The 23,166-nt window shown below is 51.2% G+C and carries 27 protein-coding genes; 1 reads left to right on the plus strand and 26 read right to left on the minus strand.

Annotation, left to right across the window (positions count from 1 at the left end):
- Positions 1-2: 2 nt before the first annotated feature.
- The 25 genes from AC2CGP_RS03465 to AC2CGP_RS03585 form a co-directional block, all read right to left on the minus strand.
- Positions 3-2,027, minus strand: coding sequence for a hypothetical protein (locus tag AC2CGP_RS03465; protein WP_484502252.1), 2,025 nt, complete (start codon positions 2,025-2,027; stop codon positions 3-5).
- Positions 2,028-2,104: 77 nt separating this feature from the next.
- A complete protein-coding gene (locus AC2CGP_RS03470; protein ID WP_484502253.1) occupies positions 2,105-5,140 on the minus strand; it encodes a host specificity factor TipJ family phage tail protein in 3,036 nt (1,011 codons plus the stop codon).
- Complete coding sequence (locus AC2CGP_RS03475) at positions 5,137-5,517, minus strand: nitrite transporter (RefSeq protein ID WP_484502254.1); 381 nt, start codon at positions 5,515-5,517, stop codon at positions 5,137-5,139. The genes AC2CGP_RS03470 and AC2CGP_RS03475 overlap by 4 nt, the downstream gene beginning before the upstream one ends.
- A gap of 9 nt (positions 5,518-5,526) precedes the next feature.
- Positions 5,527-6,009, minus strand: a complete 483-nt coding sequence (locus tag AC2CGP_RS03480; protein WP_484502255.1) for a DUF1833 family protein — start codon at positions 6,007-6,009, stop codon at positions 5,527-5,529.
- On the minus strand, positions 5,996-6,469 hold the full coding sequence (locus tag AC2CGP_RS03485; protein WP_484502256.1) for a hypothetical protein: 474 nt from the start codon (positions 6,467-6,469) through the stop codon (positions 5,996-5,998). The genes AC2CGP_RS03480 and AC2CGP_RS03485 overlap by 14 nt, the downstream gene beginning before the upstream one ends.
- Position 6,470: 1 nt before the next feature.
- Positions 6,471-9,173 carry a phage tail length tape measure family protein gene (locus tag AC2CGP_RS03490; RefSeq protein ID WP_484502257.1) on the minus strand — a complete coding sequence of 901 codons (2,703 nt, stop codon included), beginning with the start codon at positions 9,171-9,173 and terminating at the stop codon, positions 6,471-6,473.
- A gap of 119 nt (positions 9,174-9,292) precedes the next feature.
- The gene (locus tag AC2CGP_RS03495; protein WP_032712205.1) at positions 9,293-9,625 is read right to left on the minus strand and encodes a lipoprotein; all 333 of its coding nucleotides are present in this window, start codon (positions 9,623-9,625) and stop codon (positions 9,293-9,295) included.
- A gap of 66 nt (positions 9,626-9,691) precedes the next feature.
- Positions 9,692-9,958 carry a hypothetical protein gene (locus AC2CGP_RS03500; protein ID WP_484502258.1) on the minus strand — a complete coding sequence of 89 codons (267 nt, stop codon included), beginning with the start codon at positions 9,956-9,958 and terminating at the stop codon, positions 9,692-9,694.
- 68 nt (positions 9,959-10,026) lie between these two features.
- Complete coding sequence (locus tag AC2CGP_RS03505) at positions 10,027-10,509, minus strand: hypothetical protein (protein WP_484502259.1); 483 nt, start codon at positions 10,507-10,509, stop codon at positions 10,027-10,029.
- A gap of 54 nt (positions 10,510-10,563) precedes the next feature.
- A complete protein-coding gene (locus AC2CGP_RS03510) occupies positions 10,564-11,736 on the minus strand; it encodes a phage tail tube protein (RefSeq protein WP_484502260.1) in 1,173 nt (390 codons plus the stop codon).
- A 23-nt stretch (positions 11,737-11,759) separates the two neighbouring features.
- Positions 11,760-12,152 (minus strand): phage tail terminator-like protein, encoded by a 393-nt coding sequence (locus AC2CGP_RS03515; RefSeq protein ID WP_484502261.1) that lies wholly within the window; start codon positions 12,150-12,152, stop codon positions 11,760-11,762.
- Positions 12,149-12,700: a hypothetical protein gene (locus AC2CGP_RS03520; RefSeq protein ID WP_484502262.1), complete on the minus strand. Its 552-nt coding sequence runs from the start codon at positions 12,698-12,700 to the stop codon at positions 12,149-12,151. Before AC2CGP_RS03520 ends, AC2CGP_RS03515 begins: the two co-directional genes overlap by 4 nt.
- Before the next feature lies 1 nt (position 12,701).
- A complete protein-coding gene (locus tag AC2CGP_RS03525) occupies positions 12,702-13,085 on the minus strand; it encodes a hypothetical protein (protein ID WP_042896406.1) in 384 nt (127 codons plus the stop codon).
- A complete protein-coding gene (locus AC2CGP_RS03530; protein ID WP_484502263.1) occupies positions 13,072-13,305 on the minus strand; it encodes a hypothetical protein in 234 nt (77 codons plus the stop codon). The genes AC2CGP_RS03525 and AC2CGP_RS03530 overlap by 14 nt, the downstream gene beginning before the upstream one ends.
- A 9-nt stretch (positions 13,306-13,314) precedes the next feature.
- A complete protein-coding gene (locus AC2CGP_RS03535) occupies positions 13,315-13,569 on the minus strand; it encodes a hypothetical protein (protein ID WP_484502264.1) in 255 nt (84 codons plus the stop codon).
- 1 nt (position 13,570) lies between these two features.
- Positions 13,571-13,966, minus strand: coding sequence for a hypothetical protein (locus AC2CGP_RS03540; RefSeq protein WP_047052256.1), 396 nt, complete (start codon positions 13,964-13,966; stop codon positions 13,571-13,573).
- A 40-nt stretch (positions 13,967-14,006) separates the two neighbouring features.
- Positions 14,007-14,279, minus strand: a complete 273-nt coding sequence (locus AC2CGP_RS03545; RefSeq protein WP_151391665.1) for an Ig-like domain-containing protein — start codon at positions 14,277-14,279, stop codon at positions 14,007-14,009.
- A gap of 8 nt (positions 14,280-14,287) precedes the next feature.
- The gene (locus AC2CGP_RS03550) at positions 14,288-15,241 is read right to left on the minus strand and encodes a major capsid protein (RefSeq protein WP_484502265.1); all 954 of its coding nucleotides are present in this window, start codon (positions 15,239-15,241) and stop codon (positions 14,288-14,290) included.
- A gap of 10 nt (positions 15,242-15,251) precedes the next feature.
- Positions 15,252-16,037 carry a hypothetical protein gene (locus AC2CGP_RS03555; protein WP_484502266.1) on the minus strand — a complete coding sequence of 262 codons (786 nt, stop codon included), beginning with the start codon at positions 16,035-16,037 and terminating at the stop codon, positions 15,252-15,254.
- Positions 16,038-16,121: 84 nt separating this feature from the next.
- Positions 16,122-17,234, minus strand: a complete 1,113-nt coding sequence (locus AC2CGP_RS03560) for a phage minor head protein (protein ID WP_484502267.1) — start codon at positions 17,232-17,234, stop codon at positions 16,122-16,124.
- Complete coding sequence (locus tag AC2CGP_RS03565; protein ID WP_142689031.1) at positions 17,218-18,618, minus strand: DUF4055 domain-containing protein; 1,401 nt, start codon at positions 18,616-18,618, stop codon at positions 17,218-17,220. Before AC2CGP_RS03565 ends, AC2CGP_RS03560 begins: the two co-directional genes overlap by 17 nt.
- Positions 18,618-19,925 (minus strand): terminase large subunit domain-containing protein, encoded by a 1,308-nt coding sequence (locus AC2CGP_RS03570; RefSeq protein ID WP_484502268.1) that lies wholly within the window; start codon positions 19,923-19,925, stop codon positions 18,618-18,620. Before AC2CGP_RS03570 ends, AC2CGP_RS03565 begins: the two co-directional genes overlap by 1 nt.
- A complete protein-coding gene (locus AC2CGP_RS03575) occupies positions 19,903-20,895 on the minus strand; it encodes a terminase small subunit (protein ID WP_213759765.1) in 993 nt (330 codons plus the stop codon). The genes AC2CGP_RS03570 and AC2CGP_RS03575 overlap by 23 nt, the downstream gene beginning before the upstream one ends.
- Before the next feature lie 68 nt (positions 20,896-20,963).
- On the minus strand, positions 20,964-21,209 hold the full coding sequence (locus AC2CGP_RS03580; RefSeq protein ID WP_213759800.1) for a DUF2560 family protein: 246 nt from the start codon (positions 21,207-21,209) through the stop codon (positions 20,964-20,966).
- A gap of 152 nt (positions 21,210-21,361) precedes the next feature.
- The gene (locus AC2CGP_RS03585) at positions 21,362-21,544 is read right to left on the minus strand and encodes a hypothetical protein (protein ID WP_126003066.1); all 183 of its coding nucleotides are present in this window, start codon (positions 21,542-21,544) and stop codon (positions 21,362-21,364) included.
- 484 nt (positions 21,545-22,028) lie between these two features.
- On the opposite strand from AC2CGP_RS03585, the gene AC2CGP_RS03590 reads away from it, so the two are divergent.
- Positions 22,029-22,313, plus strand: a complete 285-nt coding sequence (locus AC2CGP_RS03590) for a hypothetical protein (protein WP_047041390.1) — start codon at positions 22,029-22,031, stop codon at positions 22,311-22,313.
- Between the two features lie 454 nt (positions 22,314-22,767).
- Here the strand turns inward: AC2CGP_RS03590 and AC2CGP_RS03595 are convergent, their stop codons facing one another.
- Positions 22,768-23,136 carry a TonB family protein gene (locus AC2CGP_RS03595; RefSeq protein WP_484502269.1) on the minus strand — a complete coding sequence of 123 codons (369 nt, stop codon included), beginning with the start codon at positions 23,134-23,136 and terminating at the stop codon, positions 22,768-22,770.
- Between the last annotated feature and the right edge of the window lie 30 nt (positions 23,137-23,166).

Below are 23,166 nucleotides of genomic sequence, written 5' to 3' on the forward strand. Positions count from 1 at the left end.
GGTTACTCCGTAACAGTGATTTCAAAACGAATAGCGTAGTGGCGAACGTTGCGCGGGATATTCACTCCCTGCGAGTTCCACCAGGATTTTCGGTCAGTTTCGACCATGAGGTTGCCGCGGCGTGTCGGCGAGTAGGTCACATCGTCGAATGCGTCAATGGCGTAGCGTAGGGTTCTGTTGCTTGCTCCCGGAGCTGCCGAAAGCGTCAGGCGAACGGTTTTAGAGCCGGTTATTTCAACGGCTGTGATGGTCGCGCCGGGGAACGTAAATCCGAGGTTTGGCGTATCGGGTACCCAGTCGCTATCGATTGACAGTTTTGCGCCAAATGCCTCGAAAGGCGTACCTTCAAAAGTGATATCGACAATATTTCCGGATAGAACCGCAGACACCGGCTGTACCGGTTTCCACGCCCCTTTATCAACGATGCTGGAGTAAACGTCCGCATAGGTCTCACCCAGCATCAACCTGCCCTCTGGCCCTGTGTGAACAGTGCTGGGACCAGTACCCGGTTCGTCACCGAGCTTAAACTGGTACATCGGCCCAGCCAGGAAACTATCTGCGCGGCTGTTCGCTACGTCCCACTGACCTTGCGATGCGTAGTTCTCGCCGCTTGCGGCTTTCGACATGTTCGTTTGCCAGATAGCCACCAGTACATCATTAGCCTGCCCCGTCGCGGCTTTGTACCCGGGTAGAATAGTGTTGAAAAGGTCATTCAGCTGAGTGGCGTAGTTATCGCGACCTGTTGGCCCCGCTTCGCCTTGAATCCACTGCATAACGTCAAGCACCGCAGATCGGCCATACTCCGCAGCAATCTCTACGGCACGTTGCAGGAACGTCACTGCGTTTTCATAGTTCCAGTAGCCTGACTGTGCATTTGGGTAAAATGAGCTGATTGGCTGACTACCGTGCCACGCTGTTGCGGCAATATAGCCGGGGTCATCGCGCCCAAGTTCTGCGTTACGCTGCGTGATTCCGTATGCAGAGCAGATCGCCGGTGACTGTGCAGCAGAGTAGTCCAGCGCCGGTACAAAGTCGGTGAGCGATGCTGCAGACATATGAACAGTGCCCTGCTGACTCGAACCATTCACGCCAGCGAAGCCCCAGGTGGAAAACGCCCACGGCGGCAGATTCACAAGCCGCCCAGTGCTCCCCCCAAGTCCTGCGTTTGACTGCCCGTAAACTAATGCAATACGGATTGCCGAAGCCAGTGGCGCGGCCATAACAAGCGTATCCTGCGCGCCTTCAGATAACTGGCGAGCGTCGAAAGTGCGAGAACCTTTGTCCAGGACAGAAGCTGTGTTGTATTCGTCGCCGATATAGTGTCGGGGATTAAATACACGCGCCCCCCATTGCCCGCGGATATCAGGGATGGTTCCACCGCCGCCGATCCGGCCAGCGATATATCCCACAGAATCATCATCAAGCAGAGCGAATGTTAAGCCGTTTTTTGGATTGAATCCGATACCTACACGCCCGTCATTTTTCGATTTAACAACGGAAATATATTGCGGCCCGTCGCGCGGAGGTATTTTATCTGTGCCGGGAATTTCAACGTCTGCCACATATACGCCGCCGTCGTTTTTAAATCCGATAACACGTTTATCAGCTGAGATGACCGGAAATGAAAACCCCGCCACACCGTCTCGATAGAGTGACTGATTCTGCATTTGCTGAATAATGCTCAGGAGTGAGTCGATATAAACCTGTGATGGCATTCGGCGCCCGGTCGCCTCCAGCATCCCGCCGTTATTGATGACTTCAATAGCCAGCGCGCTATCATCAGGGCTGCGGTAATACGTGGTCGATCCTTCAGGAATATTGGCAATATCCGCCTGCGCGTCAGCCAGCGTCATATACTGGCGGCTCAGAGGAATAAGGCTCTGATGAATGCCCCGCCACGAAAAAAGCGGGTCACCTGCACGATCGGGAACGTCGGCGGCGGGGCCGTTCACCAGTTCATCCAGACGTTGAACGTTGCCCATAAAAACATCGGCGTTGGTCGATCCCAGCGGCGGATTAAAGGCCATATTTTTTGCTCCAAAAATAGGCGTTCGCCCAAACGAGGGTTTGAGCGAAAGAAAGTTAATCGGGGAAATTTTTGGTTTTAAGAGACGCTGCCTGGGTAGATGGCGTCGTCGTACTGGTAGAAAATGTCGCTGTACTGTCTGGTCGTCACCTGGCAGGTTCCGTCTGCCTGCGGGGCTATCTCCTCAAAAATGGCGTCATAAACACTGCGCGTTGAGCTGCAGAACACCAGCCGTGGTGGCTCAATGCTCGGATCGTCCAGCAGAATTTCATCAAAAGCAGCCTGCCACGGAACGGACAACTGATAATCCCCGACAAAGGTGGCCACCAGCAGCCCGGAGGCAGAACCATCCTGGTAACGCAGAATTGCGCGCGGGTTTTCAAAGGACCAGTCCAGCGGCTCGGAGACGGTAAATACCGTTTGACCGCCAGATGTGGCCATATCCATAACCAGACTACTTACCGTTTTATTACCCGGAATGTCATCCGTCAGCAGAATGCGATCGCCATACTGATAGACCAGCGCATCCAGTTCTGTTGTCGTGTTATGCCCCAGCCGCTGATATAGGTATTTCATCAGGCGGCGCATGCCGATTTGATAGGCGCGGTTCGGGTCAAGCACCCCATCGAGGGTATAACTCTCAATTTTCCTCGGTGTGGGGTTGTCCGGCGTGCGGCACTGTACGGTCTCTTCTGACCACGTCGTGCCATTGATATAAGTGACATCCACACCATCGTAATCATCGGAGGACGGCGCTGAGAAGGTGGTCTGTAACTCTTCAGTCATTTCATGCGGGCTGATAATACCGGACCAGTTCTTAATCCCTTCCCTGCCTACAGATGCGAGCCCGTCACTCAGCAGGAAGTACGATTTCCCCGCCGTGGTGATCTTCTGCAGCATTTCCAGCGCGGAGACACTGTCGCCTGTCGCGAAGTCGAAATACTCATTTTTCGGGGTCCAGTAGGTTGCCTCGAGGGTGTTAATGGCCTCAGTGTCCATCGCCAGCCCGAGAGAATTACCGACATGAAACAGCGCGCTCGATATCTTACGTGGGGCGCCGGTATCATAAATACGCGTGGCCACAACGTTAACGCGCCGATCAGACTGCGCCGCCAGTTTCCCACCTGTCTCGACCGTGGCGCCCATTAGCGTAACGCCAGCGTAAGAGGCAGGACGGTTAAGCAAACGGCCACGCAACGACTGCCAGTACATCGAGTCACGCGCATTATTGCTGCCCTGCTCATTCTGGCGGCGCATCCTGACTTCAACCAACGCAGGAGTGCTTAGCGTGATTCTGTGCGTATAACCCAGGGCATTAACGTTTTTGTTTTCATACTGGAATGATGCAGTCTGCCAGCCGCCGCCACTTCCATAGGTCCGGTACTGAATATCCACCCCGGTATGACGGACACGTTTTTTCCCTTTGTTATCAAATCCACATAACCCACTTGGGAAAAAAACGTTGACCTCAAACGCATCAACCACCTCATTATCAGGACAAGCCAGAAATGGCCCCATCCACGTATTGCTGTCGTTAATCCCTGTCGCCTGGTAATCGATCATTGTCCTGGGTGAAAAGCCAGGCCAGGTTGCATCAATGGCACCATTCACCATACGCTGAACCGTTGCGGTCGTACCGTCTGCTGAGGCGATACGATATTCATTACCACGGTGCGCCAGCGACAGCCGCTGTGTCCCTTCAGGAACGCCGGAAAATGCTGCACCGCCAGCACTGCCATAAGCAAGGGTGACATTGGCGGTTATTGCCGGACTGCCGCCGCTGGATGCGGTCCCATCGGTGAATACCGGGCTGTCCCCAAATACGGAAACAGGAAGTGATGAGGCGGTAATACTGCCGCCCAGCCACGGACTGGACTTCTCAACGATGCGAACTACCCCGCCATCATCCTGAGCGACCAGGTTCGACCCGGCGATCGCTTCATTGATTGCCGCCAGCAGGCCAGACATATTGCCGTAGTTGGCAATAAGCGAGACGGTGTAAGTAGTCGCCTGCCAGGTCAGGGTAAACGTCTGGCTGCTGGTCGAAAAATCATAGGTTGTTGGGGATGCACTGCCGCGCAATGAAGCTGCCGCTCCCCCCACTCCCGGAACAGCATCCTGCTTTGGCGTGAACGTAGCGATGAAGAGCTCATATTCTGCCCCGTTAATTTCCAGCGTAACGGGCATGCCGGCATAGGGATTAATCTCAGTCAGCGTGTCACTGAACAGGACGCTGTAACCCGATGAAGAAGAGATCAGGTAGTTGGTCGGTGCGATGATAGTCACCAGCGTACCTTCCACCCAGGACTCTGGTAGTGAATTATCATCATCACCATCACTCAGCCCGGTGAACGAAACCGACGATCCTGAAACGGTCATGCTGTCGGCGGTAACATCAGAGGAATCCGGCGCCGTCTGCGCCATATCAAGGCCACTGCCGCTGGACGTTCCGCCCACCTCGGTGGAGTTAAACCAGTTTTCGCTGCGACGATCGCCAGCAACATTAGCTCCTGGCGGATAAAGCGTATAAGAAAATGAACCGCCAAGAGCCGAAACAGGCGTTGAGCCAATCCTGATATCACCTTTTGTAAAAGCAACATTCCCGCGGCTCACACAAATCATCATTTCAACCGTCATTCTGGTTGGATCATCAGGGTTAAAACGACTGACCGGCTGAACAACATAATCCGGATAAACCCGCGCACGGCCAAACAACTCCCGGATAGGATCACCCAATTTAGCCGTGTTAGATTTTGCCGGGTTTAAGTCCAGAGACTTCCCTGTTGATGAACCATATCCCCCTGAGTCGAGGTTATTCATCATGTAGATAGAATATGCCGCAGCGGCTACCGTTACGACCAGAGCCGCTATAGCAAAGCCTGCTGCGTAAGGAACGGGGTAAATCTTCACGTCAGTATCTGGTACCAGTTCGCACCGAGACCATTCATCTGATGCTACGGGCACGCCATCAATCTCAACGCTGATTGGCTGTGGCATTCCGGGATCATAATTTTCAACGTTCCTTTGCATCCACTCATGCAGGGTTATGCGCGCATGATGATGGGTTTCCAGTGGTTCGCCGGGTAGCCTGGAGGGATAAATACGTATCGTCATCGCCAGAATTCCACCTTGATAAATCGCCGTTTAAATTTCCAGACCGGCATAAAAGAAACGTTCGAGCCGGGGTTACATTCAGCCACCTGCAGCAACCCGTTCAGCTCGACAACAACCCCCACATGGGTAACCATTGTTCCCGAATAACACGCCACGCCAGCGCCGACGCAGGGCTCACAACGCTCAAGCTGCAACATCATTTTTCTGGCTTCTTTATCAAGGCCGCCGCCGTCTTTGGTCACACCTGCAAAGTCAGGCCATTCAGATAGCCCAAGATCTCGGCGTATCTCATTTACGATGCCAAAACAGTCGAGTTTGGGAAAAGAGCGACCGCCCTTCAGCCAGGTGACCGAAAGGTATTTATCAGGTTCAAACATGGAGAAACCTCAACTCATGTAACGGAGGCCAGGATACTCATTAAGGGTGTAACGGAATCTCGGCCAGGCTGTATCGAGAACGTTCATATAGCCGGCTGTGATTTGTGCCTGCAGCGCTGTCCAGGATCCCGATTTGATAGCGAGCGCATACGGCACGGTAGCCGGAGCGTTAAGGTCCGTTGAAACATATTGCCTGTAAGTCATAGAGCCATCTTGCCTCGCTGCCAGGGCATCACGAATCGCTGTACTCGCCTCCCCTTTTATGTTGCTGACAGCGAACTTTAAATCCTGTGTACCGTCGCTGTTTCTGGCTGGGATGGCGATATCGATAGCTGCGGCTGAAAAGGTTATAACAGCGCCATTTTCGGTCGTCGCTGTTATATCGTCGTAGCCCTTGCAGAAATAATGCACCGTCGAACCGATATTGATTTGCAGCGTTTCAATGATGACTTCCGATCCGCTACTGGCATAAAGCCGGTTAAGCACCGTCATGCTTTGGCCACTCCCTGTTTAATGCGATATCAAGCAGTGAACTACCTGCGATCCACTCGGGGTAGTTACCCCACGGCGGAGGCAATAGTGGACGCTCCCATAACTCCAGCGTCGCCGAATACCGCCAGTAGACGGGAGCCACCAGCACTGGACCCTGATAGATATCCGTAAAACGACATTTGTAGAATTTTATGCCTGCGGGGGTTTGCAACTTCATCATGAACCAGGCCGCACCATCAGAGAGCGCATCGCGGTACCACGATTCAAACGTTAGCCCCTGAACATCGCTCTCCATAAACCAGGACACAGTCGCTTCCGTGGGAGTCGAGGTATACGCCCTGCGTTGTCTCGCCCGGCCTGTGGTGAGTTGAGTTCGTTTCAAAGGACTGACTGGCTGGAACCCATAGCCTTCCTGCAGTGGCATTGGGAGATAGTCGTGTGGGTAGAGGATATCTGCCATGTTATTCCTTATACCCCCTCACGTAGCGACTCTTTAAAGCGCGGCCAAAATCGCCCTGCGGCATCATGACCTCCTTCGTAAGCTCCCTTTTCAACTGCCTGGAAAGCTGTCTGTTATTCTGGTTGAGCGTAGAATTAAGTTGCTCAGGGGTGACTCCTTGAAGGTTAAACTCTTGGGTAATCGGCGCATGAACAGTGGTTCGCCGGCTGTTATCGCTGCTAACGTTCTGAACGCCAGTCCCAAACCCCGAACGCCCCAATGTCGCATCAAGCGGATTGCCGTTCCGTAACGCCTCAAGCTGCGACACGCCGATTCGATTTGTAGACTCCTGATCGAAGACATATTCCCCTTTATGGACAATACCTGCCGGCTGATACTTTCCGCCTGATCCAGTATATCCACCAGAAGCAAAGCCGACGGCGGCAGCGCTGGAGATGCTGGACGTTATGGTAGCCATGAGGCCTGCAACAGTAGCCATCGCTGCCAGATTGTATGGAAATGGCTGGCTTGAAAGCGCCTGGGCCATTGCCATTGGCAATTGAACAGCTGCCTGAGCAAGTGCAAAAGCTTTCTGCGTAACAAATGCCGCTTTATACATCACGGATTGCTCTCCGAACATCGCCCCCATAGCATCAGTGATACCGGAGAAAGAGTTTTGCGCTGATTGCATCTGTGCGGCATTAACTGCGGTGCTTAGTGCCAGTTGGTTCTGTTGCCCTTGCTGTTGGAGGGCCAGCAGTTGCTGCTGCTTCTGCTGCTCATTCAGTAAAGTATTTTGTGTGATCGCCTGTTGTTGCTGGTTCAGCCAGGTAGCATAATCAGTCTGGGCTTGCTTCAGCTTTTCGATAACCTCCAGTTGCGGATCAATTTGCAGCCCTATCATTTTCAATCCCTGACCTGATAGGTCGCTATTGGTTGCTCCAGACGTCAGCGTACCGCCGGCCTTGTTCACGCCTGATATAACGGAATCAGGCAGCACTGATTTACCAATCAGGTCGATCGCCTGCTTCCCTGCAGCCTCCGGCGTCAGTTTCTTCAGCTCAACCATCTTTTGAAGAATTTCTAGACGTTTTTGCAGCGTCTCATTTTGGCGCAATTCCTTTGGTGCAATTTGCTCCTGCATTTTCCTGTAGTCATCCAGCGTCTTAACTGAACTCTGCAAAGCCTCCTGCTGCTTATAAGCCTGCAATATTTCGTCAGAACGGGAAAGAATCGACTTCTGGTCGGCGGTTAGCTGAGTTTTAGACTTGAGGTCTGCGATCTGCTGCTCGAACTTAACCCGTGCCTGCGTAGAGCTATTAAGTTTATCGCTGGCATCCAATTGTGACTGCATCGCGGCAGTCTGCTGATGTATCTGGTCAAGAAGCCGAGTCGCTGCGTCCTCTGTAAATGTTTTACCTTTTATCTCTTTCTTAGGTTTTTCATTTCCCTGATTTTTGGCCTGATTCAATTCCTTTTCACGAACGGCAATGAGCGCATTAGCTTGTTCAATCGCCTCTTTGTTCCCTGAGAAAGCTATTTTTCTTGATTGCGCCCTCGCTTCCTTTAGCCTTGCTTCTGCGCCAGCGACTCTGTCAGCCGCCAAATACTCCTTATTAATCCAATCAACAGACTCTGCAACAGCTTTATTACCCTCAATAGTCAGAACATTCATCGTTGATTGCAGGTCGATGGCCTGTCCGATAAATCTCATTGTTGGGTCTATTGCACCACCAAGGGCAACATTCTGCTTACCCTTGTCGGCAGCTGTGTAATAGTTTTTGACCTTTATTGCCGCTGCCGTCCAGGAGTCGCCAATTTTCAGTATCTCTCGACGATGCATGTCAATATCAGCATTCAGAGCCGTAAAATTAGCTGAATCCTTATATTGAGAAACTTTTTGTCGTGCTTCATCGTAACTATATCCGACATCAATTAATTTATTGACTGCCTCGCTGGCACCGTCATTTGTCGTAATAAACATATTGCCAACTTCATTAATCGCCAACCCCGTCTTATCGGATATCGCAACCATGTTAAGCGCGAGACGTTCGGCTGCATCACCATTAGCGCCAAGCGATGTTGTAGCAATTTTCGTTGCTGCTTCAATCTCCAGCCGATTTTGATAAACAGCATAAGTAAGGAGGCCTACTGCCCCCGCAGCTACTGTATATGGATTTACCAACCCCATTACGTAGGTGGATACACCTTTAATCGCAGGAATAATTCCACCGAACATATCTTTTAACTGCCCTCCCTGCTGCATAAGCACCATAAAAGGGGACTGGCCTGTAGAGAGCCCGACTACAATATCCGTCATCTGAGCGGGGATCATGCGCATTGCAAAAGCTGTCTGGGCGGCAGACTGCCCAGTTTTTTTCAAGTCGTCACGAAAACCGGTTAATTTGTTGCGAGTCTCTTCAATTCGCTTTGAATAAAGCTCAAATGTATCTGTATCTACCATCCCTTTCGATTTGAATTTCGCCAAATCCTGTTGTTGTTTGTCCAGCTTATTCAGGGCAGCATTCACCGGGTCAATACGATCGAGAAGTTCAGATAGAGCCTGCTTTTCTTCGTCCGTAGCCTTTGTCACCTTGCCAGCGCTCGAAGCAGCACGGTCTCCAGCCTGAGTCATTTTTACCAGTGCAGTTGCGAGATTATCGGCCTGTTTCTCTGCTCCGGAGCTATCAATAACAATGGCAAGGCGGGAGGTTTGTTCTGTCATTTAGCGATCTCCGGGCAATAAAAAACCCCGCCGGGGCGAGGTTAGATTTTTAATAAACAATTACTGTCGATATATGATAATTGTGGCGATTATTGAAACAGAGACAATGGCAGCCAGAATTAACCTGAGACTTTGCTATCTGAACACTTAACTGTTTTAAGAGATTCAAGCTGCTGAAGACGTGCCTGCGCCTTTTTACGCGCTTCACTTTTGGCCATACCATTACCGATACCGAAATCTCCCAAAGCTCCCAATACGGTACGCCCATCAAACTGACCTGTAGTTTCGATTTCGTTCTGAATACTGTGAGTTTTAGCTATCTCCTGCTTAATTGCCGCGCAATCTAACGCAGCAGACTCTTCGCTCGTAACGGATGGAGCTTGCGGATACTGCTTAGTAGCGCATCCAGAAATAACAAACATCCCAGCTATTACCATCATTAGTTTCTTCATTTTATGCTTCCTATGATTACAATCGGAAACATCCTAACACATGGATATGAGCAGACAATGATATGACTACTTCACTTTTTCTTGTCTTTTCTGCTCTTCGGCCCACACATCACGCCACGCATCGTCGAGCGCCAGGATAGCGGCGTCAAACTCGGAGCGGTCAATCAGGATGGTGCGCGATGCCAGATATAGCTCAATATCATTCAGGGATAAAGGGAGCGGTACTCCGGCCATGCCAGCATATTTTCTGCTGCGCGATATCATGGCATAGGCATTGAGGATCTCCCCTGTTACTGCATCAATTTCTGGCTCAGGAATCGGCGGAAGGTTCAATTGCTCCCGGCGCCATTTAGCCTTATCTCCCCTTTCGCCCCCGAACTCCTTTAGCCACGCCTGCGCCTCTAGGGCTTTTTTACGGTTTCCTGAGTCTGCTGCTCCTTACCCTGAGCTATGTTCGCAGCCTCTGCCAGAATCAGCCAATACAACGCAGGGTTCTGCTTCAGTAACGCGACGCCAAGTTCTGGCGTATACGCTACAGCCTTCTCAATACCATCCACCAGCTCACCGACTCCCTCCCAGTCTTTCAAAAGGAAGCGCGCACAGTTATCGATGAGCAGGTCATCAATTGAGTCAATGTCACCCACGCTGGCGAGATCGAAAGCGTCGGTACCGACCTGATAGCTCGCGTCCATTTTGTCGATATGGCGCCGCACCAGCGCATTACGTGAGCGGTACTGTGGATTCTCGCTGCTGGCCACCAACAGGCGGAGTTTAAACAGTGCGCCTTCTTCAGGTGTGAATTTCTTTTTACGGCCATCAGGCTTTTTAAAAGGGAAAAACCAACGCTCGCCACTCAGATCAAGTTGAGAAGAAATAATCAGCATACAGACTCCATAAAAAGCCCGAACCGCGATGTTCTGCGGAACGGGTCAGGGAAATTAAGGTGCGGTGACAGTGATTTCAGACGTTGCTGTAAAGGTGCGAGCCTTCCCGGTGATCGTGGCGTTCCCGGCAGCATTACGGGTCACTTTCGCCGTTTTTTGCCCGGTAGAAACTACGCTGGCAATCGCAGGCTCAGATGACGTCCACTGGACGATATCTGTTGAATCAGCAGGCGTAAGCGTGGCAGTTAATGTCACCGTAGAACCGACTGCGCCATTTGAAGTGGCTGGCGCAACACTGATTGCCGTCGCCGGTACTTTTGGCGCGCGGGTAATAGTTGGCGGCGTATTGGCGGCCGTGATATCTAGCTGAACCTGTACGATGTCAGTATTCCCGGCGTCCGGCCAGTCGCCAGAAATCTGCACTTCAGGGAAGCTGAAGGTATAAGCGCCTTCGGCGTTCTCCAGCGTGAAGGTAAACGGCACCGTTTCGCCGGTGAAGGTTTTTTTATAAATCTCCCAGGCCGCCTTGGACCATGACAGCGTGATCTGGCCTGACGGTGTAAAGGTCGTCGGAATGTTTGCGCCAGCAAATGCTGAGCCGGTACCGATACAACGCTGAGTCTGCATGTTGTTATCAAACTGGATATTAAACGTATCCACACAGAAGCCGGCGCCACCCGCCACCCCGTTCAGACTCAGGCCTGTCACTTCCTTAAACGAATAGCGCAGCGCGCCAGCACCATCCACCGGGTTAGTAAAATAGCTGGTATCGTCGGCTTTGGTTTCCCAGTCAAGCCCGGCGAAGGTAATGGTCGCAGTGATGTCGCCATCATTCGGGATTTCAATCTGGAAAGTGGCAACCTGGCAACCGCGGGCAATCTGTGCGATCCCTACGTCATCAGCGTATGAAGAAACTGAAAAAGTAATGCGGTTGTTGCCCATCGTCAGCACATTATCGAGCCAATCCGCTCCGAAACAGCTCGCCAGAAAATCATCATGCTGATTCCAGCGAAATTTGGTGCCGACATCACCGCCGACATCAATCGTGCCACGGGAAACGCCCTGCGCCATACGGTCACCGCCGATTTCATCGTTATCATTGGTGTTCTGCGTGGGCATCAGCCCGAACGACGAACGGCGTAACAGGTTCCAGACACCAGCAGAGGGTGTCTCTCCCGGTGTGGTTTCGCGAATAAACGCGGTTACTACTTTTGCGCCTGAACTCACAGGAGCCTCCTGTTGATTGTGCGCTACAGAGCGCGATAAGGGATTTGAAGATTGAGTTGTGACCAGCCATCGGTTTCACCTGCCGGGATGGCGGATACGGCGAAATAACTCAGCGCTCCGTCGTCCTGAAACTCGAAGAGCTGCGTTAATTTGTCGGCGGCCTGAGTCAGCTGCAGAGTGCCTGAACCAACAGGGACGAAAAGCTGGATGATGAGAACCCCTGTTCGGTGGACAGTCGGCCCCGCTCCAATTTCGTTAGCACCTGCTTGTCCGGGGATGTCAGTAAGACGCGCCCAGATTTTTCGACCGCTGGGATCGAATACAGGACCGTTTGGGTAGTCCACCGCATCCTGGGCAATAGCGGTCTGCGTCGTCATTCGTCTGATGACAACGTTTCTTATTTCTATGAGGGTCATTTGTAGGCCTGAATCACACCATTAAATGAGACGGCATAGACGCCTGTCGGCGCTTGTGTAGAGTGGCCATTCTCCAGCGGTACGGAGTAAGGGAGATTTGACTGAATGTAAATCACCGAGTAGGCCGGCGCCTGATTGATGATATTTTTCCCGTTGAGGAATGTCATTGTTCCGCGCGGGTCAGGCTCGGATGGTATTGAATGATCCGGTTTGCCGATGCTGACAAAATGTGACGCCCGGAAAGTTCCAGCGCGATACTCAGCCGGACGCCGGATATCCATGCCATCGTTAACACGTGCTTTCTTTCTGAGACGGCCTGTCTTTGTCAGGTTGGCAGGATCGGCATAAAGAGATTCGTTCCATTCACCTACCGCTTTGTTGTACTGAACCGCAGTGGCGTTGATGGCCCACAGTTCCGGGTTACCTACAGGCGATCGCTGAACGATTTCATTCAGCAGCTGAATGGCGATAGTTCTCTGCCGTAACCTCACATCGTCCTCCACCAGCCCGGCGAATGCTGCCGGGTCAATGTTCCAGCCCTTAGCCATATCACGCCCTCCGCAGTTGAATGGAGTACGCAGCACCAGCAGAGTCGGCTGAAGCGGTGATGACCTCGTAGCGCTGGAGTACGCCAGTAATCGGGTCAGGAGCCGTGATAATGTGCTCAACCGCTGGCTTGTCGGTGACCTCATTAACCAGGGCGGTGAGTTTCACATCACCATGAAGGATGTTAACGCCATCGATGCGGCGGAGTTTATAGCGCGCCAGCACTCCGCGCCCCGAGTAAGTCACCTGCGTTTCAGTGCCGGTTTCCGTAACCGGGTCCCAGTCACCTCGAACGGTGTATGTTCCAGTGAAATCCTTAACAGCATCCTGCAGGTCAGTATCGAATGCCGCGGCGACTTCGGTTTGTAGTTCGTCACGAATTCCCATTGCACCCACCACTACGCTGCTGAGGTTTAACGATCACCGTACCGTGAAGTTTTCGGGTATAAATTTCGTCGTTGCGCTTAACCCGCAGCGGGAGCGGAACAAACTCAACAACGCCCCTTTCCGGGTTTGCGTAAACAACATGTCTGATCGGGTTTCCATTCACAAACACATCGCGAGGACCGAGCCCGTCGCCGGCATAATGTACATCTGGCTTTTGCATGTTTCCCCCTTACCGCCGCTCAATATGAGCATGGATAAAGTCGGTTTTAAGCGACTCCATAGCGCCAACCATCACATAAGGACGTCCGCCGTTATGCCAGCAATCAATCGCGTTACCCTCATCATCAAGCAGTATCACTGCGACGCTGTGGCAACCGCCATTTTCAGCACGCTTCAGAGCCTGTTTCAGTAAGCGAATTACCTGATCATTATCGATGTCGTGATGGCTGGACTTTTGAAATGGGACCACTTTCAAATCGGACATATCACGCCCTCACAAAGAACGTCTGGAACGGGTTAAGCATCCACGGTTTGAGCATATCCAGCGCCAGTTGCAAATCAGGATCGAGTAATTCCGTGCTGGTGGTTGAGAGCTCAGCAAAAGTGCGGGAAACCTTCACATCATCGGCTTCGACGCTTCTGCTCGTCACAACCCCGGAATCTGTTTTTTGCTGATAAAGATTGCCTGCAGCGGCTACGGAAGCGATAAACGCTCCGGCTTGCTTAACTTCTTCAGGAATATGCTCCAGGTCGATATCCTGAAGGTTAAGCGCCGTCATCCAGGTGTTTGCCTGGAGCACGGCTTTAGCCTTTTTGTCGGCGGCAGCCCAGGTATCCCCCAGCAACTCGTCAACGTCCTGGATTGTTATATAAACGGTCATCGGAGCCTCACCAAAAGAAACGGGGCTTTCGCCCCGTCAGTTAACCACCCGCTGGAGCAGTGAACGCGATCGCTTCAGTTGTTTTCACCACGCCGTCAACGGTAGCCGTCACCGTGAAGGAACCGGCCGTAGCAGAGGTGAGTTTCACCGTCGAGCCACCAGCAGACCCTGTCTGTGACGTCGAAGCACTGAGTGTGCCGCCTGTAGACGTCCACGCTACAGATGCCCCGGAGACTCCTGCACCATTTCTGGTGTACTTGAGCGAAACGGTCACCGCGTCGGTACTGTCAGCAGTTGCGGAAGTTTTATCCACTGACAGGGTTACTCCCCCGCCGGAGCTTCCAGCTTGATCAGTACGCCTGCAGTGGATTTGTTACTGGTGAAATGTTTTTTCCAGTTCGCACCAGTGCCGATTTTGGTCAGATCAGGGTTAGCGCCCTTCGTTTCATCCCAGCTGTAACCCAGCAGCTCAACGTTAACCGTACCCTCAGCGCGATAGCCGATGGCAAGGTTTTCCTGATTGTTGATGTCGTAAGAACGGAAACCCGGAGCCTGTGATTCCGTTACGGAAACCGCGCCGGCCACCAGCCCCAAAATCGCATCAACTGGCATGGTGTCGGTAACCAGTACAGGCTTACCGAGCGTACCTGGCTGTCCGCCATAAACCACCACGCCCGCTTCTTCGTAGATCTTGTTGTCAATAGACTGATCAACGATGTCGAAATAGGTCGTGGAATGCATAACGAACAGCGCAACACGGTTAAACTTATCGCCGTATTTACGCAGGCCGCGGGTCAGGGTTTTCTTACCATCAGTGGCAATATCCGCTGAAACAGTCATATCAGCATTTGCGCCAATGGCTGCCACAAGTCCCTGAAGTGCATACTTGATATAACCTTCAAGCGTTGCATCAGCAACGTCGACGCCGATCACCTCGGAGAATTCGCTTACATCGCGACCACGACGTTTAAACGCTTCTTCAGTGGTTTCGTACGGGCCGTATTTCCACGGCGCCTTAACGCTGACTGACTCACCGGCACCGATTTTTTTCCCGTCTACAGTGCTGGTGGAGTTAACGTCGCGCGACTCAATCGAGCCGCCAACTTTATAGAAGGTACGTATACGGAAATCACCCTCGATCAGTTCGTTATCAAGAATGATTGCGCCATTTGAGGCGGCGTTGAAGACTTCCAGATTATCCTGGCGACGCTCAAGAAACGCAGTCTGCGCGAGGTCGTCATAGATAATCAGGTCACTGTTTACGGTCGTAGGCATTGATTAGTCCTTACTTAGGCAATTTGAGATAGGCCTGCTGGCCATGTTTGCGGATGTAGTCCGCTTTATCGCTTGAGCTCATTTCTGAACGTTTGAGGCTTCCGCCGCCGCCACCTGGCTTGTGACCACCAGCCCCGGAGCCTTCAGCGCGTGGGTACAGGTGCGGGGCCGTCTCTTTCAGAGATTCAGCCCACTCAACAGGGGTGAGCGGAGTTTTGCCGTCTTTACCGAACAGAACATCGCCATTTGCATCAACTGCTACGGCCTCGCCTTCGTCGTTGAGCTGGAAAGTGCCTTTAGCACGTAGAATCAGATCGTCGGATGCTTCTGGCAGCGCGCCAGCCTTAAGCGCTGCGCTGCGGATAGCATCACCCAGGACACGATCACGGAATTTGTTGGAGAACGCTTCCGCCTTTTCAGCGCGTTCATTAGCGGCTTTGATTTGCTTATCAACATCAGCACGTAGCCGCTCAGTGCGTTTATCCAGTACCTCGTCAATTTTCCCGGCGGCGATCAGTTGCGCCTCTTCATCATCAGAGAAACGCTGGAGAATGGTTTTCACCGCATCAGGATCGATACCATCAAAACGCTTTAGCGACTCAGTGGACTCTTTGAGCTTACCGAGTAACTCACTATTTTTATTTTTCAGGCCTGAAACCTGAGCACTGACCTGCTCATCGATCAGCTTTTGGATTTCCGGCGTAATCTCGGGCGCACCACTACCGGATCCACCGCCATCACCACCTTCACCACCAGCTGCCGAATAATATTTAATGAGCATGTTACGAATAAGCATGTTGTCCCCTTGGGATAGTTACTGTGGGCCTGGCCCAATAAAAAAGGCCGCCCGAAGGCAGCCTGATTGAATAAGAAATGTTGGTTAAAGCCTGGCGTTTCTGAATGCCTTATCATCCTTTGAGCGCAACTGGTCCAGCGTCAGCCACTCGCCTCTGTCGTTGTAGAACTCATCGGGAGACATGCCGCCATCACGAATCAGCCTGGCGCGCGTTTCTCCGACAATCTCAGCTTGTCGCGTGAACGACTGCCGGGAGAACCAGTCCTGGTAATTCGTGTCAGCCGGAAACTGTCCATCCATGCTGGCGCGCGAGCTATCCTTGATTTCGCCGACTTTAATACCTAATTCCTCGGACGATTTCAGGATGTAAGTTTCGGTGCTCCGACAGCAAAAGTGGATTTTCCCCGGTCCCTGCAAATAAGGCACCTTGTGCCCTATCGGTTTGTTATCCAGCGTGTACTTGAGTCGGTCGCGGATCCGACAATCCTTTGATGTCCGGTTATCCAAAGTAGATAACCACTGCTTACCTTTCAGAATGTCGTCGTTCGCCGACGCAAAGCTTTGTCTGGCTGTCGATGCAAGATGCCCTACTGACGTTTTTGCAATGCTGGCTGCATTGGCCCGGCTCATCTGCAGCGCACCATCCTGGTAACCACGATTAGCATGGCCACGGACCTTTTTTGCGATTTGCTCCTGCGTATCGCCCAGCAGGAATCCCTGCCGCACCGTATTGGATATCCGCGCCATCCGATCAGCTTCGAGGTTGCTGGCCCATTCACTCAGCAAACGTCCCTGGAATGGACGCGCCATCGCCGCGGCATAAACTGCATCCGGGGAGATGCCAACCAGCGGATGAAGAGCAAGAACATCGTCGGGAATAGCAAACTGGAAGAGGCTCATCTGAAAAGTGGCTTCGTGCTTCGCCAGTTCCTGCAGCTCGGCAGTAAGAGCTGCATACATCGACTGAATCGCATCCTTGTTTATCGCCCTGACGCTTACCAGTAACGCTTCCAGACGCGAAACGGTAAAGCTCTCAGCGTCCAGCGTATCAATAGCCACCAGCAACCTTGCGGTAAGTTCGGCGTCGCTGTCATTCAGGACTTTTATCATCCTGTTGGCAACGCCGGTACTGTAGCGACTCACCCATATAGCGTGGGCTACGGATTCATCCTGCAGCTTGTCATTCGCCGTTGCCATTATTGCCACCAATCAGGTTAGGTGCGCCGTTACGAATAGCGTCAATGACAGTTTCAGGGTCATCAGCGGGATCTATCAGGTCAAGCCTCTGCAACGCTCTGACCATATCCGTGTCGCGGATCGCACCGGACTGCCAGGCATTGACGATTGCCGTTACCATGCCGGATTCAGCGACTTTGGCAATAAACTCCTGATTAATGCTGTAACGGTATTCCTCGCCTTTAATGCCGAGATACCTGGCGCACCAGCCGAGCGCCAGCGTGTAGGCCTCCGAGACGTTGGAAACGCAAATGCCCAGCACCGATGTGGATGCGGTTTGTTCTCCGCTCGATTGCGTGGCGGTTTTAACCGCGCTGTTTTGCTCGATAAGCCGGGCGCCAAGCTGAACAGAATAATCACGCTTACTGTCCATCGCCTCTTTAGCCAGGGTATTTGGTTGCGCCTGAGCATACGTAAAACTCCCCTCCTTCGGCAGCAGGAAAGGAGACCGAGAACCGACACGAATTCCCTTATCCTGCAGCCAGTCACGCCAAGCTGTATCAAGACCTGAAATCACCGGCTGCACCTGACCGCAGAAAAATACGCTGTCTTCGTAATCTGCCGAATTACGATAATGACCAAGGTTGATTTCAACAAGGGCAGCTAAAGGCGACTCATCGATGGTGGGATCGTTATTCTGCGCACCAACAAAGGTAAAGGGAATTTCATCCCAGAATTCCTCACCTTTTGGCTTCGGCTGATACTCGGAAGTGACGGAAAAAGAGCCTGCGTCAGCTGACTTTCGCCATACCCGGCAGACAAACTTTCCGTTCTCCAGAGCCAGTTCGCGATACTGGATTTCATCCTCGTACGCAAAACCATCTTCCTTTTCCATGCATTCGCGTAAAACCACCAGCACCAGTTGATCACGTCCATTGATGCGTTTGGTGCGCCAGTTAATGATGCTTTCCGCCTGATAGCGAAGAATGATCGCCTCTTTGGTCTCTGCTGCATAATCCGTATAAAGCCCCTCGCGCGCGGCCTCCAGAATATTTTCTGTAACCTGCTGGGACTGCTGATAAATGCTTGCACCAGCACCATCGGCGTTATCACGAAGATAATTCAGCTTATCCGGCGCGGTCATGGTCGGGTCTTTTCGGAATGCCAGCCCCAGTAACCCCACCTTTGTATTGCCAGTTATCGCGTAGAAAACGGCGCGCTGAATGTAATCGGCATTGCGCTTTTTGTTGCGTGCAGACTTATCGGACGGATCCAGAAAAGGGAGATATTCATTCCCGGCGGCCTTTACAGCATCAGCCCCTTTGCACACGTCACGAATTTTTTTCCACACGGGCATCGCCGCCCTGACCTCAGGGCGAACGTAAGTAATATCGTTATTGGCCATCAGAATGTCGTGTCCAGTGAAATAGAGAATGCAGGTCGAACGATTGGGAATTGCTTCACAATGAAGTAACCAGCGCCATCGTTGGGGTGATCGTTATCGCTCTTTTTATCCGGCTCGCCGTTTTTATCCCACACCTGTTGTTCCAGGCAGTCGGCATAGACCGGGCAGCGAGCCACATTCACCTTGTATCGGCGATCGCCATTGCCATTGCAGAACATGGCGTTCATGGAGTTGATGCGGTCCTTTACTGGCGGGTTTGCGTCATCAACGATGACGTTAAATCCGGCCTGTCTGAGTTGCTCAATATCTGTTTTGCTGGCGTTGTTTGACTTCCTGGAATCACCAGAGGCATCCGGATAAATATAAATCTCGCGGACCTTGCGGTAGTCTCCGTCGGCATACAGCCAGAAACGCTCCTTGATGATGCGTATCATGTCTGGCGTATCGTAAGCGTTGATAATCTCGGTTACCGCGTGCGGTAAGCCGAGCCGCAATACATGTACGATACCGGCCATCTTCCCGACGTTGAAGTCCATCCCAATATAGAGCGCTTCACCCGGCTGCTCTTCTTCGCTGGAGTTGTTCAGCAATCTGTCGAACTGGTGATAAATGGTGCCACTGGTCAGGTTAGTAAACTGGCCGTTCAGATATGCCTTTATCAATTCCGGCGGGTAACTTGCCAGGAGCGAAGGAATATAGTCATCCGGCAGGTTCTTTTCGTTGTCGAATGTCGAAGCCTGTACCAGACCATACATCGGCCTCAGTTCAGGTTTTTCCCTCACAGCCTTAACAAACTGGTTATAGACGAACTTAAATCCTTCAGGTGTGGTGGTCACGTCAATGCCGTTACGCAGACCATCAACCTTATAACGCATACGCGCGATTATTTTTCGCCACGCCTGACGCGCCTTATCCGCTTTCAGAACGTCGAGCTCATCCACCAGCGCATTGCCGATTTTAAAGCCGACTATCGTGTCCGGCTTTTCCATCGAACGACAAATTGTCGTGCCGCGGTACTGGCGGCCACTGTAGAAATGGACCTCTTTGTTGCTCTCAACGATTTTGACTTTCAGTCCCCAGTCATGAGCAACTTCTTCCACCGTGGGATAGAAAATATCGCGGATCTGAGGATAGGTAGGGGCAAAGTAGCCCTGGTTTATTTTGGGGAACTCCCAGAACCATTTGCATATTCCACCGCAGCCAACCCACGTCTTACCGGATCCAAAGCCAGCCACATAGGCTTTAAACTTCTGCTGCATAGCCAGAAAACGAGCCTGGGGAACGTTAAGCGTCGGAGCTATCGCCATCCTCTACCCTCACTCGCGCATCGACTACGTTGATATTGATTGCAACTGGCGTTGGTTCGTCATCCTCCGGGTCAGTGGCGAGTTCTTTGCGAAGTTTGTCTATCTCCAGCTGCCGGCGCTCAATTTCTATCTGCTGCAGGCGCTGGGCAAACTCACTGTCAGCCAGGCCGAGACGTTTCATCACCGCCTCGTACATGCGCTCACGGCTGATGGCGGTTATCTCAACGCCATTCTTACCAAGCTTCACACCGGAATAGGCAAGCGCAGCATCCGGCGCCAGCTTGCGCGTATCGGCGAAGAAAGGCTGACCTATGCCATCGCCATTGCAGCGGGGGCATTCCGGGTTAGGTGCGCTGGTGTGGTCGTAACCGTAGCCGCCATCATCCAAAGGCTCGCGACGTTTTCGCTCAAGCGCTTCGAGTCGCTTCTCTTCGTACTCCACGGCATCACGCCATTGATACTGATGACCGAAGCCCCAGCAGTAGCGGCAGCTCCCGCGGCGATACTGTGATAGCTGGTTGGCGTCGAACGTTGCCAGCCGCCACATCTGCTCAAGCACTTCATCTGCGCTGCCAAGCGTGCGCACGATGGATGCTTTCTGCTGCTGCGCAATGGCCTGCGTAACGTTAGGATTCGTTAGAAGCTGACGGCCATAGTTTGGGTCGCTATAACCCGCTCGCTCTGCGGCGGCAGTGGCGTTATTGTCCTTGAGGTATTCGGCAATGAAGCGCTTTACCTTTGGACTCAGTTTGCTATCCACCAGCTCTTCTGCGCACTTTTCCTTTTGCGCAGTGCGCAATTTCTTCTGCGCAGGTTTTTGCGCAGTTTGCGCAGTGGGTTTCTTGATATATCGGCGGGCAGTAGCGTAATTCAGTCCCTGCGCTTCACACCAATCCTTCGGTGATACGCCGGTTGCGGCATGATCGGACAGGAACCGTTGCTGAAGCTCGCCCCAGTCCGGTTTTGCCATGGTCTTTTCCTGTGGTTGAAGCCATTAAAAAAGCCACCAGATAGCTGGCGGCCTTTGTAATGAGTTCCTTAACTGGACAGTTCAGTCGCGGTATCAAACAGCGCCAGCACTTCGGTTGCTTCCTGAATCGCCTTGTGGGTTTTCGAAACAATCTCACTTTCCGTGTAAACGCGATCGAAAGAGTCTGCGAACAGCTCAGCTTTGAGATAGCTATCGCCAACCCAGTCAATGGCCAGTTTCGCCGCGGCGGTGTCGTAATTAACTTTCCTGATGATAGTCAGGCGGATTTGTTCTGCAGGTGTAATTTCTGATATGCCTTACCTCTATAATTAATATGGATAAAGGTTACTATCATATGTTATTAGTACAAATAAAATCCTGCAGCGTAGGCAAAATGAAAAATTAAACTCCGGATATATGGAAGGAAGTATTTATTGCATCGACTTGGGAGAAAGTTGTGATACTTTTACCAGTCAGAATAATAGTTGGATTTATTCATAATTGACATTTCATCGCGCCCTGTTCCCCCATATGTAGCAGGGCTTTTTTTTGCCTGAATAGCAATATTACTGACACGTTTCTGTAAAATAACAGCAGCAATTACCATTAAAATGGCCGCAATACGGCCATAACACATGGGCTTACCCATGCGCTACCAATGGATTTGAAGTGTGAAATTTATACTATCAGGCATAAAGCCAGCCCAATAAACCAATACTGATTGCTAGTATCATGAACAGTATTGCTGTTTTACGCATAAGGACGCCATTAAACGCCAACGCCATCCCAACACAAACGACTATCAATACCGGCCACATGCTGAGAAGAAGGAATAGGTAAGCTTCCAAATCACTATGAATAGTCACGTTTGCCCCTAACTTTACAGACCAGGCCTTCCCTAGTTCAAAACTTCGTCACATGCATCATGTGATTGCTCCTTATATCATCTGACCTTATCACAAATGTTAGAGTAAAGCGTAATATTATGTAGACACTTTAAACAAGTGATTTAACCATTTTAGGATAAGCGACCTACTTCTCTGTACGTTGCATTATACTGATCATCGGGTAGCGGATATTACTTCTACCTGATACAGTCAAATTACTACACTCAACAGTTCAGGTAATACAAAATGAATGACCAATTCTATGAAACTCATGCACAGATACTTGCACTAAGAAACGCAATCGCTTTTATCGTTCAAACTTTGCCTAAGGAACAAAAGGAAGTTGTTCTTCGCGCACTAACCATACTTTCAAGTGTGAAGTTAATGCAAGGCATTGAACTTTCTTCAGCGAGCGATATCACAGAGAAAACTGCTGATAAAATGAACGATGCATATGAAGATATCTTTAAGGTGATTATCAGTCTTTCTACTCAAAACGTAGAGCCTGAGCAGAAGCAATATTTGCAATAGCTTCCCTTCAACCTCATTGTGGCCAGTATTAAAAATACCGGCCTTTCCTAGCTTCTTTTAGGTTAAGTTTAATATTCTTTTAGCTTGCAATTATTTAGTGCAGAAAACTACTTCGCACCAATTATGCATGTCAAGTCAAAACCATATGTAGTTAGCACCATGCGCCAGGGTCTAAGTTTCATGAATATCATAAATTTATATTATTGCTGAATAACATTCATGCTGCGGATAATTCCGCCCGAGTGTTAAGCTATTGAAAGAGTCATATCCCGACCGTCTTGGTTACCCGTCTGGAACTATCCTCTCCGGGCGGGATTTTTTTTCAGCACATCATTATCAAAGCCACTCTATGGAATGACTTCTGTAATGCCATAAAAAACCACCCGTAGGTGGCCTTTGTGATGACAACGAATTCAGTATTAATAAAGGAAGTCTCAACGCTCAGCTCTCTGGCTTACTCGGACGGAGCTTTGATTTTAAAATATATTTTTTTTGTTAAGCCTTGAACCGGTTTATTGATTTCATAACGCCATTGAGCCATTGCCGCAATGACTGCAGAGTCGAAGAGGTGCTGAGGTTCTGATTTTAGAATCCAAACCTTTGATATCTTCCCATCAACTCCTACGTTATATCTAACCGTCACATCTCCTTCAATTCTGTTAGCTAGTGCGTAATATGGATATGCTGGGCTCGGAGAATATAGCAGCTTTGGATGCGGGTTTTTAACGGGGCTGACACACCCCAGAAGCATACCACACAGGAAGATCGTACCGATAAATCCCTTTTTCATAACAACACCAATATCGTAAATGATAATCAACATTATCAAGGTACAGCCTTCACGTGTAGATGA

The organism is Klebsiella sp. SYXHC3 (assembly GCF_057196925.1).